Below are 18,467 nucleotides of genomic sequence, written 5' to 3'. Positions count from 1 at the left end.
TTTAGAAGGTTGCTTGGAGATAAAATCCTGTCAGCCAATAATGATATTTTGAATTATGAGGATCAAGTTTCTTTTTCTACTTCAGAGATGGTGTTTTATACGCCTATGAAAGAAGCTTTAAAGTGGCCGGAACCCTTAAATGAATACATTGTAGATGAGGGAGGTACAGGTAAAACCATCAAAGTCCCTGTCCGTTTTCTTAATATCAATGACAAAATTGGCATTTGGGCAAGCCCCTTGGAACTGTTCTGTGAAATATCAAACGAAGTTAGAGAGCGTTCTCCATTTCCATATACTTTTTACTATGGCTATACCAATGGCTGGCTGGGGTATATGCTAACAGAGGAAGAGTGGCAATACAAGGGCTATGAGCCTACAGTTTCTCCATATGTTCCTAGTGCAGGTACCAAGTTTGGTGAAGCTGTTTTGTCTTATTTAGAAAGTGAATTAAAAAGTAAACAATAAATCAATCCTGAGATGAAATCAATATCCGTAAGCACACTTTTAGCATTATTCATTGTGTTTAATGTAAAAGCACAGAACCCTGACTTCCCTTGGCCGGAAGGGAAAAAAATGGCCATAAGTTTGAGTTTTGATGATGCAAGGGCCAGTAATCCGGATCCGGGAGCAACCTTATTGAATGAATACGGGGTGAAAGCGACTTTCTATGTGGTGCCTGCAAGTATGGAGCCGAATATAGAAGGTTGGAAGATGGTGGTAGAAACTGGTCACGAGATTGGTAACCATTCTCTTTATCACCCTTGCAGCGGTAATTTTGTCTGGTCTAGGAATAAAGCTTTGGAAGATTATACTATACAACGCATGCGAAAAGAATTGATGGATACCAATGATGAAGTAGAGCGATTGTTAGGCGTGCGGCCGGAAGTTTTTGCTTATCCATGTGGCTTGTCATTTGTGGGAAAAGGGTTGGAAACACAAAGTTATGTCCCATTGATTTCGGAAATGTTTCTCTCGGGAAGGGGTTGGAAGGATGAAGCGCCAGTTGATCCATATTATGCAGATATGGCCCAGCTTACAGGAATGGAAATGGATAATAAGTCCTTTGAAGAAATTTTACCAATTATTGAAGCTGCTGCTGAAAATCGTCAATGGTTAGTATTGGCAGGACATGAAAATGGTACCGAAGGTAGTCAAACTACCTACCTGAGTATGTTGAGAAAGCTTTGCGAATATGCCAATGACCCGGCCAATGGGGTTTGGATAGCACCGGTAGGGACAGTTGCAAAATATGTAAAGGAAAAAAGAGCAGAGATGGAGGGGAGTTTAAACATTCCGGGAATTACCAGACCGATGGAGAATGAAACAGTCTATCTGCCCGCCGAAAAGGCAAAAGGAATGGGGCCTGATATCCAATACATGCCTGAGTGGAATGCTTTTGGATGGTTTACCGCTAAGGATAAGGTGGTATGGGATATTGATTTACCTAAGAAAGGTACTTACGAAGTATGGATGGAATGGTCTGTTTCTGACGAAGAAGCAGGCAAGCCTTTTATCATTTCTTCAGGGGATCAGACCCTCCAAGGTCAGGTTAAGCCTTCCGGATCCTGGGAAACTTTTATAAAAACAAAGGTGGGGGAATTGTCTATGGAGGAAGATTACAATAACATAATCGTTTCGGCAGCAGAAGTGTTTGATCAAGGAGCCTTAATGGATTTAAAAGCCTTAATTTTGGTCCCAATTACAGAGTGATTAGTCTGAGTAGGGGTGTTAGGTGGAGATCAATTGCTTGGTTAAAAGAGAAACATCCGGTAAAAGAAAAATTTGGCAGGTTGGAAATGAATGTATGCTTTTCAACCTTCGCAAGGTCTTATATATATGGTTATGAAGAAATTATTTCAATCATCCTCACTTTGCATGGTGATTATGTTTATGCTGCAAGTTTCAAATGTCTTTGGGCAAGAAGTCAAATCATCCACAGGACCGGTTTTTGATGATTTCGGTCCGGTATACAGCATAGACAATGCGGATTTTCCTTTGGACACCACACAACAGTTTAAAGCGATATTTGATGTAGCAGGTAAGCAGACCGACCTTGGCCAACAAAATACTATCATCTCAAGCTTGCATCGCTATTACAATATGCACGTCCGATCGGGAGTGCCGGTGGAGAATATTCATTTGGCCTTTGTATTACATGGAGGATCCACAAAAGATGCCCTGTCTTCTGCCGCTTATAAAGAAAAATATAAAGTAGACAATCCCAACAAAGAATTGATTGAGACACTATCTGAATTGGGAGTAGGTATTTATATATGCGGTCAATCCATGTCCTCAAGAGGGTACAAGAAGGAGGATTTATTGCCCCAAGTGAAAGTAGGACTATCAGCAATGACCATTTTGACGGTGTATCAAATGAACAATTATGCCATGATCAATTTTAATTGAACGCAAGATCTAAGCTAAGTTGAAAGTGGCGGATTCCCTTTTGCGGAGATTCTTTCTTGCTTTTTATTTTGTTTTATTTGCATCTTCAAAGCCCCATTTATCAAGGCTTCTTAATATTTCCTTAAGAGATTTTCCTCTTTCAGTTAAATAGTACTCCACCTTTGGGGGGACTTCTGGGAAAACTTTTCGAGCGATGAGTCCATCTTTTTCCATGGCCCTCACTGTTTGGGTGAACATTTTATTGGAAATACCCGGTACATTTTTTTGTAATACCCCCGATCGCAAAGGTCCCTCTAAAAGGTGAAATAAAACCAGGGGTTTCCATTTTGTCCCTATAAGGTCCATGGTATAATTGAGTGGGCAGTAATTATTTTCTTTCATTTGTTAATTTAACTCATTGAAAATCAATATATCGCACCTTTTGGTAAGTATGGAACCTTTTTGTAAGTTATTGTTATTAAGGTAAATATAGATCAATTTTGCAGAATAAATTATATACTATGACAACAAATAAAAATTATCCAAAATCATTTTCACACATAGGAATTACTGTTCCGAACATTAAAGAAGCTGTAAAATTCTATTCAGAAGTAATGGGTTGGTATGTGGTTATGGAACCTTCAACAGTGAAAAAAGAAAGGGAAACGGCCATTGGGCAGATGTGCATTGACGTATTTGGAGAGGGTTGGGAAGAATTTGAGATTGCTCATTTGTCAACTTCTGATGGTATTGGTGTAGAACTGTTTTCCTTTCCTCATGGAGTCAAAGAAGCTCCGGAATTCAATCCTTTTAATACAGGTCTTTTTCATTTTTGCGTTCAAGATCCAAATATTGAGGAGCTGATTGAAAAGATTCTGTCATATGGCGGCAAACAAAGAATGCCGATTAGAGAATATTATCCTAATGACAAACCTTATAAAATGTGTTATGTGGAGGACCCTTTTGGAATTGTCTTTGAAATTTATACCCACAGCTATGAGCTGACCTATTCTTCAGGTGCCTATGCCAAATAGTATGAGGTAAGGGCAAGAATGGTTTAAATCACTTTTACTACTAAAGCAATACCTATATTGTCTTAAAACACTAAAGGAAGCCGATTCAGGCTTCCTTTACATTTTATCTGTAAAAATTTTGGTTTTCCTTGGTTACAATGTCAATCGGCATATAATAAATTTTCTCTACAGGAAGATTTAAAGCCAATGAGTGGTACAAGCTCATAATGCCTTTGTATCCTTGCTCTTCCGGTTTATGGCAAATTAAGAAGTTGATGGTGCCCTGTTGTAAGTGCTTTTGGTTTTCTTTAAGGAAATCATAACCCACCAACATGAGATCGGTCAAGGCTTTCTTTTTGAGGTATTCTGCAACAGCAAAGACTCTGGAATTGGTGACAAATATAGCTTCAATGTCAGGGTTTTGTATAAAAGCCTTTTGTAGGTGTAATTCTACCGATTCCTGATCGATGTCCTGAATATTTAAATTAACACAAGTTGCCTCATTTGGAGGGCTGGCAAAAAACTTTTTAAAACCGGCTTCAATTTGCTCTAAATTGAAGCTTTTCTTTTGCTTGGCTATATTGACGATTAGTATTTTTGGGTTTTCCGATAGGCCTAATTTACAAAGACTACCTCCCAAATAACCACTTTCAAATAATGGAGGACCTATATAAGAAAGACTTCCCTGTGCTTCAATATTACTATCAATACATACGACCGGAATATTATTGGCTTTGCAATAAAGAAAGAATTCGTCTGCTTCTTTGACAAAAGAAGGAGACATCAAAACCCCGTCAATATTTTTTTCTTTTATTTCTTCAGTAGCCTGTATAAACGAATCTTTATTTGTCAAATCAAAAAGAAAATTCTCTATGGTTACACCATATTGTTTAATTTCTGATTCGGCTTTCATTATTCCTTTTAAAGGGGCTTCCCAAAAATCTGAGTAAACCGATGATTTTGGAATAAGAACTGCAAAATGAAAAACTTTTCCGGAAGATAATCTGCTGGCCAATACATTGGGTTGGTAATTTAACTCCTTTATAATTGCTTCTATTTTCGCCTTGGTCTTTGCAGAAACTCCCGGTCGATTGTGAATCACACGGTCTACTGTGGCAATGGATACATTTCCTCGTTTGGCTATTTCCTTTACTCCCGTTTGGCTACTTTGTTTTTTCATATGCATTCCATCCTTATATGTCTTCCTTTTGGTGTTTTTATTCTACCGAAAGAAGCGAAGTTTCTATTGGTCTTATTCACAATTGATTGAATTGACATCCAAAATTAAAAGAATAATTGGTTTTACGGCTATAATTTCCAAATTGCTTCGCTCTGCCATCCATAATAATGATTGCTTTTAGCCATTTAATCAAATATTAAGTGCAACTTTCTTTTTTAATACCTTCTCTTCTTAATTTACACTTATCGTGGGTAGGGACAATTAAGGTTTCCGTTAATTCGGACTGGTGTAGATATAATGGATTGAAAATAAATTGTTTGGTAAGATAAGTCGCATTGTATTAATCCTCTTTGCGGACATGTATACCTTTTGACTTAGGTGTTGAGGTGGGACTTTTCTTTCAAACATTTATGTCCTTAAAATTAATTGGTTCAATTTTGACTTTGAACAGCTATTCCTCTCTTTTTTAATTTTCTTTTGTTGTAAAGGATGTTGGCTTAATAATTTGGTTGAATTGAAAAAATAATGGTAAGTTTTGCTTCCTTAGGAACCAGTGCATAGCACAGGTCTATTTTAAATTCCCCTTTTAATGAACCTATTTTAAGAATAGAACTTAAAAAAAGCCTTTTTCAAGGTTGATATTTAACGAAAATCTTGATGATATTTAGATTTTTTAAAAAAAATTCGTTTCTTTAATTTTTAATTCGGTAACGTTAACGATTTTACTGCTATAGAATGAACTCTCGAAGAAAATTTATATTAACCAGTGCCATGGCTGCTTCAAGCCTTAGCCTTTCTGCAATGTCTCCTTTTTCATATGGTAAAACCGAGAAAAACCCTCTAAAAGTAGGTTTGATTGGATGCGGAAGTAGGGGAGTGGGGTTGGCTTCTTTAATGGCAAAATTGCCCATGATTTCTTTGGTGGCATGTTGTGATACAATCAAAGCCAACCTTGACAAAGGCCTAGCTCATGCAGACAAGGGGGCAAAAGGATATGCTGATTATAGGGCACTGCTTGACCAATCCGAAATAGAGGCAGTGATTATTGCTACGCCATTGTTTTTGCATTTTCCAATGGCAATGGATGCTATTGATGCAGGGAAGCATATTTATGTAGAAAAAACCATCACCTACTCCATAGAAGAAGCTGAAAAATTAGCGAATAGAGTGAATGGCACTTCTACCATATTGCAGGTGGGACACCAGTACAGGTATTATGCGCTCTATCATAAAGTAAAAGAAATAATCGATAAAGGCTGGTGTGGGCAAGTTACCCAATACGAATGTCAGTACCATAGCAATCAGGATTGGAGGAGACCGGTCAATGATCCTGCCATGGAAAGGCATATCAACTGGAGAATGTATAAGGAGTATTCAGGTGGATTGATGACAGAGCTTTGTGCACACCAAATAGATATTGTCAATTGGTTTGTAGGTGGGTCTCCTGAGAAAGTTACCGGAATTGGGTCATTGGACTACTGGAAAGACGGTAGAGAAATCTTTGATCATGTTCGTGCCACCTATTATTATTCGAAAGGAATCATTTCAAATATCAGTTCCATTTTAACCAACGCCTATAAAGGTTATTCTTTAAATATCTTGGGTACTGAAGGAACTGTAGAGATCTTAAGGAATAAAGCCTTTATCTATGCTGAACCCAAAAAACTGGAATTAGGGACGGTAGATGGTGTATCAGGTGCAACTATTAAAAATGGCTCCGGAGATGATGCACAGTCTATTGCGTTTGAAAGTAAAGATGGAAAAGATCTAGACCCCACCTCTTATGCTTTGATGGATTTTGTGGATTGTATTAGGGAAGGCCGCCAACCATTTTGCGATGTTAACCAAGGAAAAGAAACGGCCACGGCTGTTCACCTGGGTAACAAGGCCATGGAAGAAGAAAAATTTCAATATTGGTCTAAAGTTTAATGTTTTTCCTTTATTAACTGATAAGGTAAAGTTTATTTCTTTTTCGGCCTGCTAAAACCTCTTTTTCAAGCCGGTTTTGCAGAAATAAAATGAGAAGCTTGAACTTGTAAACTGCAGCCTTCTTATAGGAGGACCTGAAATGTATTTAGGTTTTATCGGGGCATATGTTTTATATAAAACCTTAAAAATTGTCCTAGTAGGGCTGTTGGCATGTTCAAATTTGCCTGCTGAATTAATCAAATATTTATCGAAGGGATTTTCAATCTCCAATTAAAACAGAATATACAATAATGAAATTGAATGAATTAGACCTGATTGTCATAGGTTTGTTTTTCTTGCTTATGATCGTCATTGGGGTTTATGCTTATTTCAGAAACGATGATGCTGAAGATTACTTTGTAGCCGGAGGTAATTTACCTTGGTGGCTTTCAGGAATTTCACATCATGTTTCCGGATATTCCGGCGCTGTTTTTGTAGCCTATGCGGCCTTAGCATATACTCATGGTTTTTCTATATACAGCTGGTGGGCCTTAACCATCGGTATTGCCGTATTGATTAGTGCCCATATATTTCCTGTTTATTGGGTTAGGCTTAGAAAAAAATATCAGATTCAATCTCCTTTGGAATTTTTGGAAAAGCGTTACAATTTGTGGACGCAACAGGTAATGGCATGGAGTGGTGTTTTATTAAAACTTTTTGATGTAGGGGCAAAATGGGCGGCCATTGCCTTATTGCTCAACGTTTTTACTGGGGTAAGCCTTCCTATTGGTGTGCTGATCTCAGGAGGTATATCGCTATTGTACATTACCTTTGGTGGCTTATGGGCGGTCGTGATTACGGACTTTGCGCAATTCATAGTTCAATTGCTTGCCGGTCTGGTCATGTTTGTGGTGGTGTTACAACATCTTGGAGGGATTGAAGGGATTTTTACAATATGGGATCAACTTCCTCCTGAGAATGGCCAATTGTTCAATGAGCCATATGGAGTAGGTTTTGCATTGGCCTTCCTGCTGATTAATTTTCTAGCCTATAATGGTGGACAATGGAACTTAGCAACACGCTATATATCCTCTCCAAACGAAAAAGCAGCCACCAAAGCTGCTCGTCTATCAGGGATACTGTACCTTATTTGGCCATTGATCTTGTTTTTTCCGATGTGGGCGGCACCAATCTTATTACCGGATTTGGCTGATCCAAGTAAGTCTTATGGAGAGCTAACCTTGTTATTGCTCCCCTCAGGTTTGGTGGGACTGGTAATCGCTTCCTTATTTGCCAATACCATGTCCATGACTTCCTCAGATATCAATACCATCTCGGCAGTGATCACCAGGGATATTTTGCCCAATATTAGCACTAAAATAAAAAAGGGAAAGACATCTCTGTACGTGGCTAGGTTGACGACCTTTGTATTCACCTTGCTTACGATAATCATCGCCTTTCAATATGAATATTTTGGTGGGGTTTTAGGTTTAATCATTTCTTGGTTTGGTGCATTGGTAGGCCCCATAGCCATCCCTATGCTTTTTGGCCTACTTCCTATGTTCAAAAAAAGCGGTCCTGTAGCAGCCATCGGCTCTATTGTTGCGGGTTTAATAGCTTTTATTGTTACCAAAAATATTGATAGCTTGAGTTTAGCCTTAGAAATTAGTTTGCCTTTAATTTGCTCGACCATCACCTTCATTGTGATAGGCCTTTTTGAAACCAACAGAAATGTTGCTAAAATTGCCAAATTGCTTCAGTCTATAGAAAAAGAATAAAATACCAATATGAATTTAAATATATATCAGTCGCGTAATGAAATGGGAATTGCAGCAGGAAAAGCTGTAGAAGATAAAATAATTACGCTCTTAAAGGAGAAAGATTACTTAAGGATAATATTTGCAGCAGCGCCATCTCAAAGTGAAGTGTTGCACTATTTGGCTTCTTGTAAATCAATTCCCTGGGAGCGGATCATTGCTTTTCATATGGACGAGTATATTGGTTTGTCTAAAGAATCTCCTGCCCTTTTTTCCAATTTTTTAAGCAGGCATTTATTTGATCAAGTACCATTTAAGGAGGTACACTTGCTAGATGGTGAGGCCGACCCAAAGGCGGAGGTCGCACGTTATTCCGACTTGCTAAATGAAGCCCCTATAGATATTGTCTGCTTGGGCATTGGTGAAAATGGCCATATTGCATTCAATGATCCCTCAGTTGCTGATTTTCAGGACCCGCAAACGGTGAAAGAGGTTGTACTTGAAACGCCTTGTAGGCAACAGCAAGTAAATGACGGTTGTTTTGCTCAGCTAAGCGAAGTACCTGAAACAGCCTTGTCATTGACGATTCCCACGCTAATTAATGCTGATCACCTCATTTGTGTGGTGCCCGGAGCTGCTAAGAGGGCTGCTGTTTACCAAACCCTGTTTGGTGAAATATCCACCCAATGTCCCGGGACTATTCTTAGAAAATCGGAACATTGTTCCCTTTATTTGGATCAGGATTCTGATCCATTTCCTATCCTAGAGGCAGATAAAATATCCAACCTAATAGGCATGGATGTAATAAGCAATCGACCTGTATTGGTGCATAGCAAAGAAAACACCCGTGTGCAATTGCCGAGTAATTTTGCAGTGGATCAATATGTTGGGGAAGGATTGGTAGACATCCAGATAAATGGGATTAAGGGTGTTGATTTCAATACTACCCTAACTGAACCGGAAGCTATTTTGGAGGCTACAAAGTACTTACTTTCTAAGGGGGTAACTACTTTTTATCCTACCATAGTAACCAATAGCTTTGAGGCCATTTTAGAATTGGTAGGTACTATTAATAAGGCTTGTGATAAATACCCCATTGTAAAGGCTTGTGTGGCAGGCATACACCTTGAAGGACCATTTATCTCTTGTGAACCCGGAGCTAAAGGGGCCCACCCGGAAGCGTTCACAAGAAAACCTTCTGTAGCTTTTTTAGACCAAGTGCAGGAGATTTCTATTAAGCCCATTGCATTGATCACCCTTGCACCTGAGTTGGAAGGAAGCGAGGAGTTTATCCGTACTTGTAAAGCGCGTGGAATAAAAGTTTCCATAGGGCATTCTTTGGCTACAGGAGACCAAATTCAGATGGCAAAAGAAGCAGGTGTTTCTCTGGCAACCCACCTGGGTAATGGCGTGCCCTTGAACTTGCAAAGGCATCCCAATATCATCTGGGAGCTCATGTCTCAGGATGGGATTACTGCAAGCTTGATTGCTGATGGATTTCATTTGCCTCCTTCATTTCTAAAGGTAGCTTTTCGTGCCAAAGGGGATGAATGCCTACTTGTAAGTGATGCAACTTGTTTTGCCGGTATGGAGCCGGGAGAGTATGAGTCGCCAATTGGTGGTAAGGTAGTTTTGGAAGAAAGTGGGAGGCTATCTATGAAAGGAGCCAATGGTTTATTGGCAGGGGCCGGAAAAGACTTATTGGAGAATATCAATTACCTGCTTGAAAGTAAGCTTTTGCCCTTGTCTGAGGCTTGGAGAAAAGCATCAATTTTGCCTTTAAAATACATGCTTGGAGAAAAAGCAGTTAACAAGGATTGGGTAGTTTTTACGATTGAAGAAAATGAGGTCCTTATAAAGAAAGTATACAAAGATGGGCAGGAAGTTGTTGTTTGAGTAGTAAAGAAATAGCTGTAATCTTTTAATTTAACCCGGGTTATGTAATATAGACGTATTGCATAATCCGGGTTATATAGGGTTGGAAATCCCTCTAAGTTTTTGGCTAGGGGAGGAGTTCAACCTGTTTTTTTTAAATAACTTTTTAAGCTTAGTGGCTTGAATTTTCAGGGTGAAAGTTTTTGATTATGAATTTTCATTCCTTAAATAATATTGGGACCTACCAAGATTAGGAATAGCTTTTGTTACTATTTTTCTTTGCGCCGTAGTAGATTCATCAGTATTAAAAAGTGAAAGTTTAGGTTTAATTCATATTAATATGTCTTATACATATGATTATCCTCGCCCTGCATTTACAGCCGACGCAGTGGTTCACTGTGTAGAATTGGGAGAGGTATTGTTAATCAAAAGAAAAAATCCACCATTTGAAGAAAAGTGGGCACTTCCCGGTGGATTTGTGGAAAAGGAAGAATTGCCATATGATGCATGTATTAGAGAGCTGCAGGAAGAAACAGGGCTACGGCTTAGTGAAGGGGCATTAATAGGCGTTTTTGGAGAAAAAGGAAGAGATCCTAGGGGATGGACAGTAAGTGCGGCTTTTGTTTTTGAAATTGATAGCACTCAAATGGAAAAAGCCAAGGCAGGCTCAGATAGCCAAGAAGTGGGTTGGTTTACTCTTTCTTCTCTCCCGGAATTGGCTTTTGATCACTTCAAGATCATAAAAAGCGCTGGACTCATATAACTTTGTTAAAAGAAGGGTAGGGGAATTGGTGATAAGGTTAATTCCATTCTAGGTCTTATTTACTTTTAACAGCAAACTTCACCAATTCGTCTAGAGAAATTAGGTCGAGTGTTTTTTCATGAGTGGCTTCCAAAATCACCTTAGGGGCTTTATTTACTTGGTAAGCCTCCATCCACCTCGTGAGGCAAAGGCACCATTTATCTCCCGGTTTAAGTCCAAAGAAATCCAACTCAGGTCTGGGGGTGGTTAAATCATTGCCTTTTGAAAGGCTGAATGCCAAGAACTCTGCAGTCATAACCGCACATACGGTATGCAAGGCCGTATCAATTTCATCTGTCTCACAATAGCCGGTTCTGTAGAATCCTGTTTTTGGTGAGAGACAACAAGGGATTAAGGCTTCGCCAAATACATTTCTGTTCATGATTGAATTAGTTAAAATTAAAAAGTGCCTTGAATTTTCATTCAAGGCACTTTTTAGTTCATCTATGTTTCACTTAAATTAGCGTTTAGCTCAATTTAAATCGGATAGGTAATCTCATTTTTACCCTTACCGGTCGACCTCTTTGTCTTCCTGGTTCCCATGCTGGAGCATTTTTTACAACCCTAACGGCTTCTTCATCACATCCACCGCCAACTCCACGAAGGATTCCGACGTCTTGGATTGAACCATCAGTGTTTACAACGAATACTACGTACACAGTACCTTCGATACCCATTCTTCTCGCTTGGGTTGGGTATTTCAGGTTTTTAGACAAATACTTGTTCCAACCTTCCATTCCCCCCGGAGGAGTAGGCATGTTTTCTACCACATCAAAGATCTCTTCTGCTTTTTCTACTACAGGAGCTTCTTCAATTACTACTTCCTTGATTACAGTTTCCTCTTGAACGTCAACATCAAAGTTTACTTCAATTTTTTCTTCAATTTCAACTTCATCAGGAATCTCCTTAATCTCCGGCTGCTCTACTGGAGGCGGTGGTGGAGGTGGTTGTTCCGTAATCGGAATATCTAATAATTCCTCAAAGTCATCATCGATCGGTCCAAAGTCTTGAAGTACACCATCATCATATGACTTATACTCAAAGGCAAAAAGGACCAGACCAACACTGACCATTAGACCAAGATTTAGGAACATTCCTGTCTTCTTGGTTAAGTCAGCTTTTGGTGTTTTTTTGGCTTCCATGGTTATAACTTTTTTTAATTTTTGTTGATTCAGTTTAATAATTCCAATTAACAATCATAACAAATAATTTTTATTTATACAAGGATGCTACCCCTCTTATTGAAATAAATAAAAATACCTGTACCTATAATTACGCCTATGATATTTGTCAAAATATCAAAATAGTCAAATGACCTTCCCGGTACCAATCTTTGTAAATACTCTGTCAATATAGCAATAAAAATCCATAAAACTAAATATTTAGTATAAATTTTATTACTTTCCTTGCCTTTTTTGTCTATTCTTTGGCGAATTACTCGGTCCCATAGAAAAGCCATGCCTATGAACATGCCTAAATGAATCACTTTATCTGATCCATAAAACTTAGGTATGTCCGGCACTTTATTACTCGGACTAAATAGAGCATATGTCATGCCAGAAGACCATAAAAGGGCAAGAATGACTTTTTCCTTCAAAATTTGTTACTGGCCTATAAGGTTTCGATACGCTTCGGGCGACATTAAATCATCCTCGGTGCCTTGATCCCATTTCACTTTGATCATCCACCCTTCTTCATAAGGATCTTCATTTACTAGTTCGGGAGAATCTTCCAGAAGACTGTTTAATTCTAATATTTCACCACTTAATGGCATGAACAAATCAGAAACTGTTTTCACTGCTTCCACTGTTCCAAACACCTCACCTGAATCCAAGGTTTCGCCTACTGTTTCTACCTCCACAAAAACAATGTCTCCCAATTCTTTTTGAGCAAAATCAGTTATGCCGATAGTAGCGGTTTCCCCCTCTATTTTGACCCATTCATGGTCTTTGGTATACTTTAAATCTTCCGGAAATTTCATGCTAGTTATTTTTACTGTTCAAAAATACAATGATTATACATAGTACAAAAAATTATTGGCTTAAATTAAATGTTAATTGTCCGCCAAATGAAGTAGAACTTGTCCTAAATGCGGTTGAAACTTTTGGATCGTTTATGGTTCGATCAAAATAGAATTGAATATTAAGCTTTTGGTTGACCACATATCCTATACTTGGGCTTATTTGAACGTTTAAATTACCGTTGGTAAGGGTATGCTCACCTTCAATTTTCCTTTGGATGGTATTTGTATCAACAATCCTTGTAGAAATTCGAATGGTAAGGTCATTGTTTAAAACTTCTTGCCTGCCTTGAATTTTGAAAGGTACTTTTACACCGGCTTTGGTATATCCCAAATCAAAACGGAAGTCTTGGCTGTTCTGCTCTGTAATTTGAGCATTGGAGAAATTTAAGCCTATGTTTCTTTCCGTATTGTATTCAAAACTGATATTCATTCGGTCTTTGGTTAGGAGATCAACGCCTATAAGTGGAGCAAATCTTTCCGAAATCACCACTTGGTTAAGTATCATTATAGGAATATAAGCTCCAAACTCATCTGTAAGGCTAGCCATTGGAAGTTGCTGTAAGGTGTTATACAGTTCAAGGCCTTCCTGATAGATAAGGGCATTTGAAAAATTACTTACAGAATAAGTTGAATTGTAATTATGAGTCAAATTTATAGAGGAGAAATATTCATTCAATGCCGGAAGTCTCGCAAGGCCCCTGTATTCTACTCTCCAGTTTGGTAATGGAATTTTTGGGAAGGGATTGAGTGCAACATCTGTCGCCGTCTGACCCGAATAGGCCGCTAGAAATGCCGGAATCAAAACATTCTGACCATTAATATTATATGTTCCGCCCGGGTTCAGCGTTTCAAGCCTAGATTGAATGATGTTCCGGTAAGCTTCAAAATTTGAAAACAAGGGGGAGTTATTATCACTATCCGATTTATCAAATACTGTTTTAAGAATATTGTAACTTATTTCGTAGCTACCAATCCTGTTTGGATTAATGGAAGCAAAATCATTTTCCCCCGGACCATTTCTTCTAAATATTTCACTATATCCACCGTTCTCTCGTTTTTTAAACTCCAGGGTGACTTTAAAGTCTTTCACTGGTTCCACCAAAGTAGTGATTTGGAGGTTTTTTGTTTCGTTTTGACTAAATGCTTGCGTAAGGGATGTACTGGCCGCCAAAGCCCCTCTATTGGCCATCTCATACCTGATATTGCTACTTTGGCCACCAAGAAGAAACCCAACGCCCGGGTTGATAAAACTTCTGTCCATACCCAATAATCCTGAATTCGGCATATAACCCGGCAAATAGGTGCCTTGGGTAACCTGATAACTGAAGTTTACATCCTTTAACATCATCATGAACCGCAACAAATTCGCAGCAAAACCTTCTGTTGCATATACTTTCTCTTTTTCCTCCTCTTCTGAAGCTTCTGCATTGGCCCCGGGTCTTCCGGGTATACTAGGCCTTTTGGGAGCATTGAGAGCATTGAGCCTTTTGCTTTTGTTGTACAATTGTACCAAATCTAGTTTCCCTGAAATAGATTGGTTTCTGGAATTTTGAATGACGTTTCCAAGGGTGTCTTTTTGGCCTATGGCTCCAGTCATCCAAGAGTAGGTAGCCTCATATCGGAAGTCTGCGCTTATCCAATCTGTCATTGGTATTTTGTCCAATGGAAGCTTATAATTGACCACTGCCTGCTGGTTATAACTGGTGGTTCTACCTAGTTTCTTAATGTTATTTCGTAATGAATCAATTTTTGTCTCGGTATCCAGATCGCCTTCAGGTTCGTCCACGATTGCATTTACACTTGAGCTGAGGTCAAAAGACAGATTCTCGGTGAGGTCCCAATTCAGGCTATAAAAGCGATTCATGTAAAAACTTTTCTGAAAAAGAGGATCAACACCTGCTGTAGTCAATTGATCGTTTCTGTTTTGAGTACGCATAAAGCTCCTGTCAATATCCATTCTTGCGGATACAAGACTTGGTGCAAAATTCAGGTTAAAGTACTTACTGTTAAAAAGGCCCCAATTTTTAAAAGGAGTGATGATAAGCGGGTCGGGTTGATAGTTGTAGGCTATACTTCCTCTGGTAGTTTCATAGATATAACTTTCCAGTTGAATATTGCTTTGAGTTACAGAGCCAAAAGCATAAGAAAAAGAAAAGTTTTCTAAAGCATAGATTCGATTGGTTTCTTTTTCCGGATTTTTCAACTTCCGGACATTATTCAAACTGAAATTACGCCGTTTGGATTGATCGACTACTAAGTTTCGGTATTCCTGTTTTTCTGCATTGGTAGAGAACTTCTGAAGTGCGATTTCAAAAGGAACATCTGGGTTGAGGGGGTCGAATTCCGGTTTGGTAGAAGAGTTTTCTACACTTGCATAAAGGGGAATGCTTACACCCAAGCCCTTTGGTAAAATTTTATCTACGTTGACATTGGCCGAAATATCATACTGGGTAGTAGATTCCCTTGCTCTTTCTGAAAGTCGGGTTTCAAGACCTCCAAAGCCAAATGAATTGTGTCGAATGGAAGAAGATATGGTGGCTACATCTGCAATTTGTGCATTGAGCCTTGCATTGGCTGCCCATCCTGATGATTTGTTGAAATCTGTCACCCTTAACTCATTGGCCCAAAGGCAAAGTGATTTGCTTGCACCTCCTGTGGCGGGATTTCGGATACCTATCATCATCCCTTGGATAAAGTTCAGCTCCGGCCGTCCTACTACCGTCACCTTATATTGCCGTATCATAACAGAGTAAGGTAAGTTTTGCGGCTGCTGGTTATTGTCTCTCTCTGCTTTTACACCAACAATCTCATCCAAGGCTACATCAATTTCATTTGCGGATGGCCAAATCTGATCAGGGTCTCTGGTGCCTGCAGGAGTGATGTTCAGGGGCACCTCTATTTCATAATAGTTGTCTGTATAGTCAGTTCCCATTCTTAAAAAGGCTGACAATTCACCGTCTTGCGCATCCTGACTGTCTGCATGTAAAAACATTTTTAGTCGACCATACTGAACGAGATCTTGGCTTACATTCTTATAAACAGCCCTGGAGTCTCTGCTTTGAAGGTTGTCTACACAAAGCCTTAGCGATTGCTCGTTCAATTGCCGCTCGACTGTGGAGGTATTGTCCCGATCGCGATTGATCCCCGGAGGCAATACATAGGGGCTTTGAGTTTCACTTCCTTGTCCATTTTCTTCTATATTGACCACCCCAACGGTTAAGTTTGAGTTGTCCGGTTCAGGAATTTCAGAAAAGCCTCTCTCAAATAAGGATTCTTGAAAAACTCTCCATTGACTACCTACCATTCTAAACTGAGCCATTCTAAGTACTACAGGCTGCTGGAAATCAGTGAGGTAGGTTCTCATAAATCGAATGGATTTGAATCCGGAAATATTGCCATATGTGGCATCAGGCTGTCGAATAGGAATACGGAATAGGTACCAATTGACCTCCTCGCCATTTTCTACTGTTGAAACCTTGTCTACAATATGGTTTTCACCTACTTGTAAGGTTGAAGGGCGAAGATCCAACTCATATTCATAATAACTTTCAACTTCATTAATGGTATTGTCATTGTTAAGGTCTTCGTTGTCAGGTAAATTTGATCCTGAAGGACTGTAAGAAAGGTTGCTGTTTGAGGTGATAGGGGTGTTCCCTTCCAGGCCATTGTAGTTTTTATACCGTTCCAGGATTTTAATGTTATTGTTATCAAATTCAGGATCCAAATAATATTGAAAATCATCTGCCGCCGGGTCAGCTTGAATATCCTGCAATGCTTGTTGATTTACATTGAGTCGATTGATAAACCGGGCACCATAAAACTCAACCTCATTTTCACTGTTTAAGCCATTTAGGCCAACATCTTGGTTTTCTCTTGCTTCAGCTGAATTGTCAAAAGCAGGAGTCAAAAACTGTTGGGTAGTTACTTTTCCCCATTCATTGGTTGAAGTACTGATTTCCGAACCATCAGCAGGAAGTCCATTCTCAAAAGCATGCCTTCCATCTACGACGATGTCTTCTGAAATCTCGCCAAGATTAAAAATTACTTTTCCCCCAGTAGTATTGTTTTCGTTGAAAACACCATCCAATACCCGGCCATTTTCTCCCGAAATAAATGGATCCATTAACCAAAACTCAATGTACTCTATATTCGTTCTGTCAAAATCTACCTCAGAGGTGATGGCTCTGGTTACCCCTCCAAAGTTTTCTCTTGGATTTGGTAATAAACCTTCACTGTTCAAGTTGGGGTTGAAATTATACATTCCCCGTTCCTGTGGGAAATAGGCCAGGTCAAAAAGAGGTTCGTTGGTGATCAGGTAATCCCTGTACCTTCCCTGGAAAATTTCCTGAGGAAGTACCCGCCTGACATAATGGTTTCTTCTGTCATCATTGGTAATGTTGGCAGGAACATCACTTCCTGACGATCGGTAAAACACATTGTCTATGGTGTACCAAGATAAGCGTGCCCTCTTATAGGCATTTCCTAACCTGTCTTCCGTTAGTTGGCTCAAGTCAAATTTATTTTCGGCTGTAGCCGGTGTGGCTGACAGTTTCCAATTTTGGGGGCTGGAGCCTAAGTTAAAAGGAATGATGGCTGTTTCAAAATCATCAATATAGGAAGCTCCTTCTCCATCTACCTGATTGGAGGTGCCGGGAATTAAGTGAGCAAATTCTCCGCTAAACTGAATCATTGATTTTTCTTTGGTCTCGGTAAAGGGGAGGGCATCAGCAAGTTTGGTGAGAAACAAAGATTCATCATCGTAGTTTACATCCAAACCCCAGAGGCTGTTTCGTAAAGTTTCATTTCCGGTAGCTATCCTTGAAATATTGGGTCTTTCATTTAAATAAAGGAAAGTACCTCCAATATTGAAATTTTCATTGACCATATAATCTAATCGCGTCCCCAGTAAACTTCTTGTCTGGAAGGAAACCAAATCAGCCTTTTCAAAGCTTACACTTATATTTTTTCCCGATTGAAGGATGCCTTCATTGATAATCACCACACGGCCAATATTATAGTCTACTGTATAGTCTACTCCTTCCGTAAGTGGAATATTTCCCGCTGTAATGATCACTGAACCTTCACTAATGTTCAGGCCCGGTAGCATTATTTCTGAAGCCGATCCTGATGTAAAGCTTCCTTTCAAAAAGTACTTATTTAAGCTGGTAACCAACTCTGCATCAGCTTGAGTAGTCCTGTAAAGCGTGTCATAAACATATTTATCCCTAAGGTTGACTTCCGCAGGTGTAAAATAATCTTCCAAGGTATTTCCAAAAGGTTCAACAACCGGGAAGATAATTAAGCCTTGTGTCGGTTTGATTGTCAAGCCATTGACATAATCAAAGTTACCATCAGGTTGTGGGTCGTTCTGAGGGTTTAAATTATCCAGTTTTAGAAGTCTTATCAGTGGTATATCTTTGACATTCTCTCCTTCCAATAGGCTAGGGTTATCTAAACCTGTTCGGTCGTCTCTATAAATAATCTGAAGTTGAAAACCATCTTTTTGAATCTGGTTGGCATTGAG

14 protein-coding genes and 1 pseudogene are annotated in these 18,467 nt (G+C 39.2%); 8 read left to right on the top strand and 7 right to left on the bottom strand.

Going from position 1 to position 18,467, the window contains the following annotated elements:
- The 3 genes and pseudogenes from AAC037_RS03610 to AAC037_RS03600 all read left to right on the top strand — a co-directional run.
- A pseudogene (locus AAC037_RS03610) lies at positions 1-465 on the top strand (hypothetical protein); the annotation flags it as partial.
- Between the two features lie 12 nt (positions 466-477).
- Entirely contained in the window at positions 478-1,710 is a 1,233-nt protein-coding gene (locus AAC037_RS03605; RefSeq protein ID WP_339901698.1) for a polysaccharide deacetylase family protein, read from the top strand.
- Between the two features lie 132 nt (positions 1,711-1,842).
- Positions 1,843-2,406: a DsrE family protein gene (locus AAC037_RS03600; RefSeq protein ID WP_339901697.1), complete on the top strand. Its 564-nt coding sequence runs from the start codon at positions 1,843-1,845 to the stop codon at positions 2,404-2,406.
- 63 nt (positions 2,407-2,469) lie between these two features.
- Here AAC037_RS03600 and AAC037_RS03595 read toward each other — a convergent pair whose 3' ends face one another.
- Positions 2,470-2,787 (bottom strand): helix-turn-helix domain-containing protein, encoded by a 318-nt coding sequence (locus AAC037_RS03595; protein WP_339901696.1) that lies wholly within the window; start codon positions 2,785-2,787, stop codon positions 2,470-2,472.
- Between the two features lie 119 nt (positions 2,788-2,906).
- Here AAC037_RS03595 and AAC037_RS03590 point away from each other — a divergent pair, with 119 nt between their 5' ends.
- Positions 2,907-3,419 (top strand): lactoylglutathione lyase family protein, encoded by a 513-nt coding sequence (locus tag AAC037_RS03590; RefSeq protein WP_339901695.1) that lies wholly within the window; start codon positions 2,907-2,909, stop codon positions 3,417-3,419.
- A 103-nt stretch (positions 3,420-3,522) separates the two neighbouring features.
- Here the strand turns inward: AAC037_RS03590 and AAC037_RS03585 are convergent, their stop codons facing one another.
- Positions 3,523-4,578: a LacI family DNA-binding transcriptional regulator gene (locus AAC037_RS03585; RefSeq protein ID WP_339901694.1), complete on the bottom strand. Its 1,056-nt coding sequence runs from the start codon at positions 4,576-4,578 to the stop codon at positions 3,523-3,525.
- Between the two features lie 735 nt (positions 4,579-5,313).
- On the opposite strand from AAC037_RS03585, the gene AAC037_RS03580 reads away from it, so the two are divergent.
- From AAC037_RS03580 to AAC037_RS03565, 4 genes are all read left to right on the top strand, one after another.
- Positions 5,314-6,507 (top strand): Gfo/Idh/MocA family oxidoreductase, encoded by a 1,194-nt coding sequence (locus AAC037_RS03580; RefSeq protein WP_339901693.1) that lies wholly within the window; start codon positions 5,314-5,316, stop codon positions 6,505-6,507.
- A gap of 290 nt (positions 6,508-6,797) precedes the next feature.
- The gene (locus AAC037_RS03575; protein WP_339901692.1) at positions 6,798-8,264 is read left to right on the top strand and encodes a sodium:solute symporter family protein; all 1,467 of its coding nucleotides are present in this window, start codon (positions 6,798-6,800) and stop codon (positions 8,262-8,264) included.
- 9 nt (positions 8,265-8,273) lie between these two features.
- Positions 8,274-10,139 (top strand): 6-phosphogluconolactonase, encoded by a 1,866-nt coding sequence (locus AAC037_RS03570; RefSeq protein ID WP_339901691.1) that lies wholly within the window; start codon positions 8,274-8,276, stop codon positions 10,137-10,139.
- A 319-nt stretch (positions 10,140-10,458) separates the two neighbouring features.
- Positions 10,459-10,881 (top strand): NUDIX hydrolase, encoded by a 423-nt coding sequence (locus tag AAC037_RS03565; protein WP_339901690.1) that lies wholly within the window; start codon positions 10,459-10,461, stop codon positions 10,879-10,881.
- 55 nt (positions 10,882-10,936) lie between these two features.
- On the opposite strand, the gene AAC037_RS03560 is transcribed toward AAC037_RS03565, so the two are convergent.
- From AAC037_RS03560 to sprA, 5 genes are all read right to left on the bottom strand, one after another.
- Positions 10,937-11,302 (bottom strand): DUF2237 domain-containing protein, encoded by a 366-nt coding sequence (locus AAC037_RS03560; protein WP_339901689.1) that lies wholly within the window; start codon positions 11,300-11,302, stop codon positions 10,937-10,939.
- An 85-nt stretch (positions 11,303-11,387) separates the two neighbouring features.
- Positions 11,388-12,062: an energy transducer TonB gene (locus tag AAC037_RS03555; RefSeq protein WP_303611786.1), complete on the bottom strand. Its 675-nt coding sequence runs from the start codon at positions 12,060-12,062 to the stop codon at positions 11,388-11,390.
- Positions 12,063-12,136: 74 nt separating this feature from the next.
- Entirely contained in the window at positions 12,137-12,475 is a 339-nt protein-coding gene (locus AAC037_RS03550) for a VanZ family protein (protein WP_339901688.1), read from the bottom strand.
- 48 nt (positions 12,476-12,523) lie between these two features.
- The gene (gcvH, locus tag AAC037_RS03545; protein WP_339901687.1) at positions 12,524-12,901 is read right to left on the bottom strand and encodes a glycine cleavage system protein GcvH; all 378 of its coding nucleotides are present in this window, start codon (positions 12,899-12,901) and stop codon (positions 12,524-12,526) included.
- Positions 12,902-12,953: 52 nt separating this feature from the next.
- Positions 12,954-18,467, bottom strand: a 5,514-nt coding sequence (gene sprA, locus AAC037_RS03540) for a cell surface protein SprA (RefSeq protein ID WP_339901686.1), incomplete at its 5' end; no start/stop codon positions are given.

The organism is uncultured Cyclobacterium sp., assembly GCF_963976465.1.
In the GTDB taxonomy this organism is placed as follows: Bacteria; Bacteroidota; Bacteroidia; order Cytophagales; family Cyclobacteriaceae; genus Cyclobacterium.
Note: the sequence above shows the minus strand (reverse complement) of the source record. Positions and strands in the feature narration are given on the sequence as shown.

What these genes read in the sequence shown, in the direction of transcription:
- AAC037_RS03605 (WP_339901698.1), top strand. Translation starts at nt 478, where the DNA reads ATGAAATCAATATCCGTAAGCACACTTTTAGCATTATTCATTGTGTTT.
- AAC037_RS03600 (WP_339901697.1), top strand. Translation starts at nt 1,843, where the DNA reads ATGAAGAAATTATTTCAATCATCCTCACTTTGCATGGTGATTATGTTT.
- AAC037_RS03595 (WP_339901696.1), bottom strand. Translation starts at nt 2,787, where the DNA reads ATGAAAGAAAATAATTACTGCCCACTCAATTATACCATGGACCTTATA.
- AAC037_RS03590 (WP_339901695.1), top strand. Translation starts at nt 2,907, where the DNA reads ATGACAACAAATAAAAATTATCCAAAATCATTTTCACACATAGGAATT.
- AAC037_RS03585 (WP_339901694.1), bottom strand. Translation starts at nt 4,578, where the DNA reads ATGAAAAAACAAAGTAGCCAAACGGGAGTAAAGGAAATAGCCAAACGA.
- AAC037_RS03580 (WP_339901693.1), top strand. Translation starts at nt 5,314, where the DNA reads ATGAACTCTCGAAGAAAATTTATATTAACCAGTGCCATGGCTGCTTCA.
- AAC037_RS03575 (WP_339901692.1), top strand. Translation starts at nt 6,798, where the DNA reads ATGAAATTGAATGAATTAGACCTGATTGTCATAGGTTTGTTTTTCTTG.
- AAC037_RS03570 (WP_339901691.1), top strand. Translation starts at nt 8,274, where the DNA reads ATGAATTTAAATATATATCAGTCGCGTAATGAAATGGGAATTGCAGCA.
- AAC037_RS03565 (WP_339901690.1), top strand. Translation starts at nt 10,459, where the DNA reads ATGTCTTATACATATGATTATCCTCGCCCTGCATTTACAGCCGACGCA.
- AAC037_RS03560 (WP_339901689.1), bottom strand. Translation starts at nt 11,302, where the DNA reads ATGAACAGAAATGTATTTGGCGAAGCCTTAATCCCTTGTTGTCTCTCA.
- AAC037_RS03555 (WP_303611786.1), bottom strand. Translation starts at nt 12,062, where the DNA reads ATGGAAGCCAAAAAAACACCAAAAGCTGACTTAACCAAGAAGACAGGA.
- AAC037_RS03550 (WP_339901688.1), bottom strand. Translation starts at nt 12,475, where the DNA reads ATGACATATGCTCTATTTAGTCCGAGTAATAAAGTGCCGGACATACCT.
- gcvH (WP_339901687.1), bottom strand. Translation starts at nt 12,901, where the DNA reads ATGAAATTTCCGGAAGATTTAAAGTATACCAAAGACCATGAATGGGTC.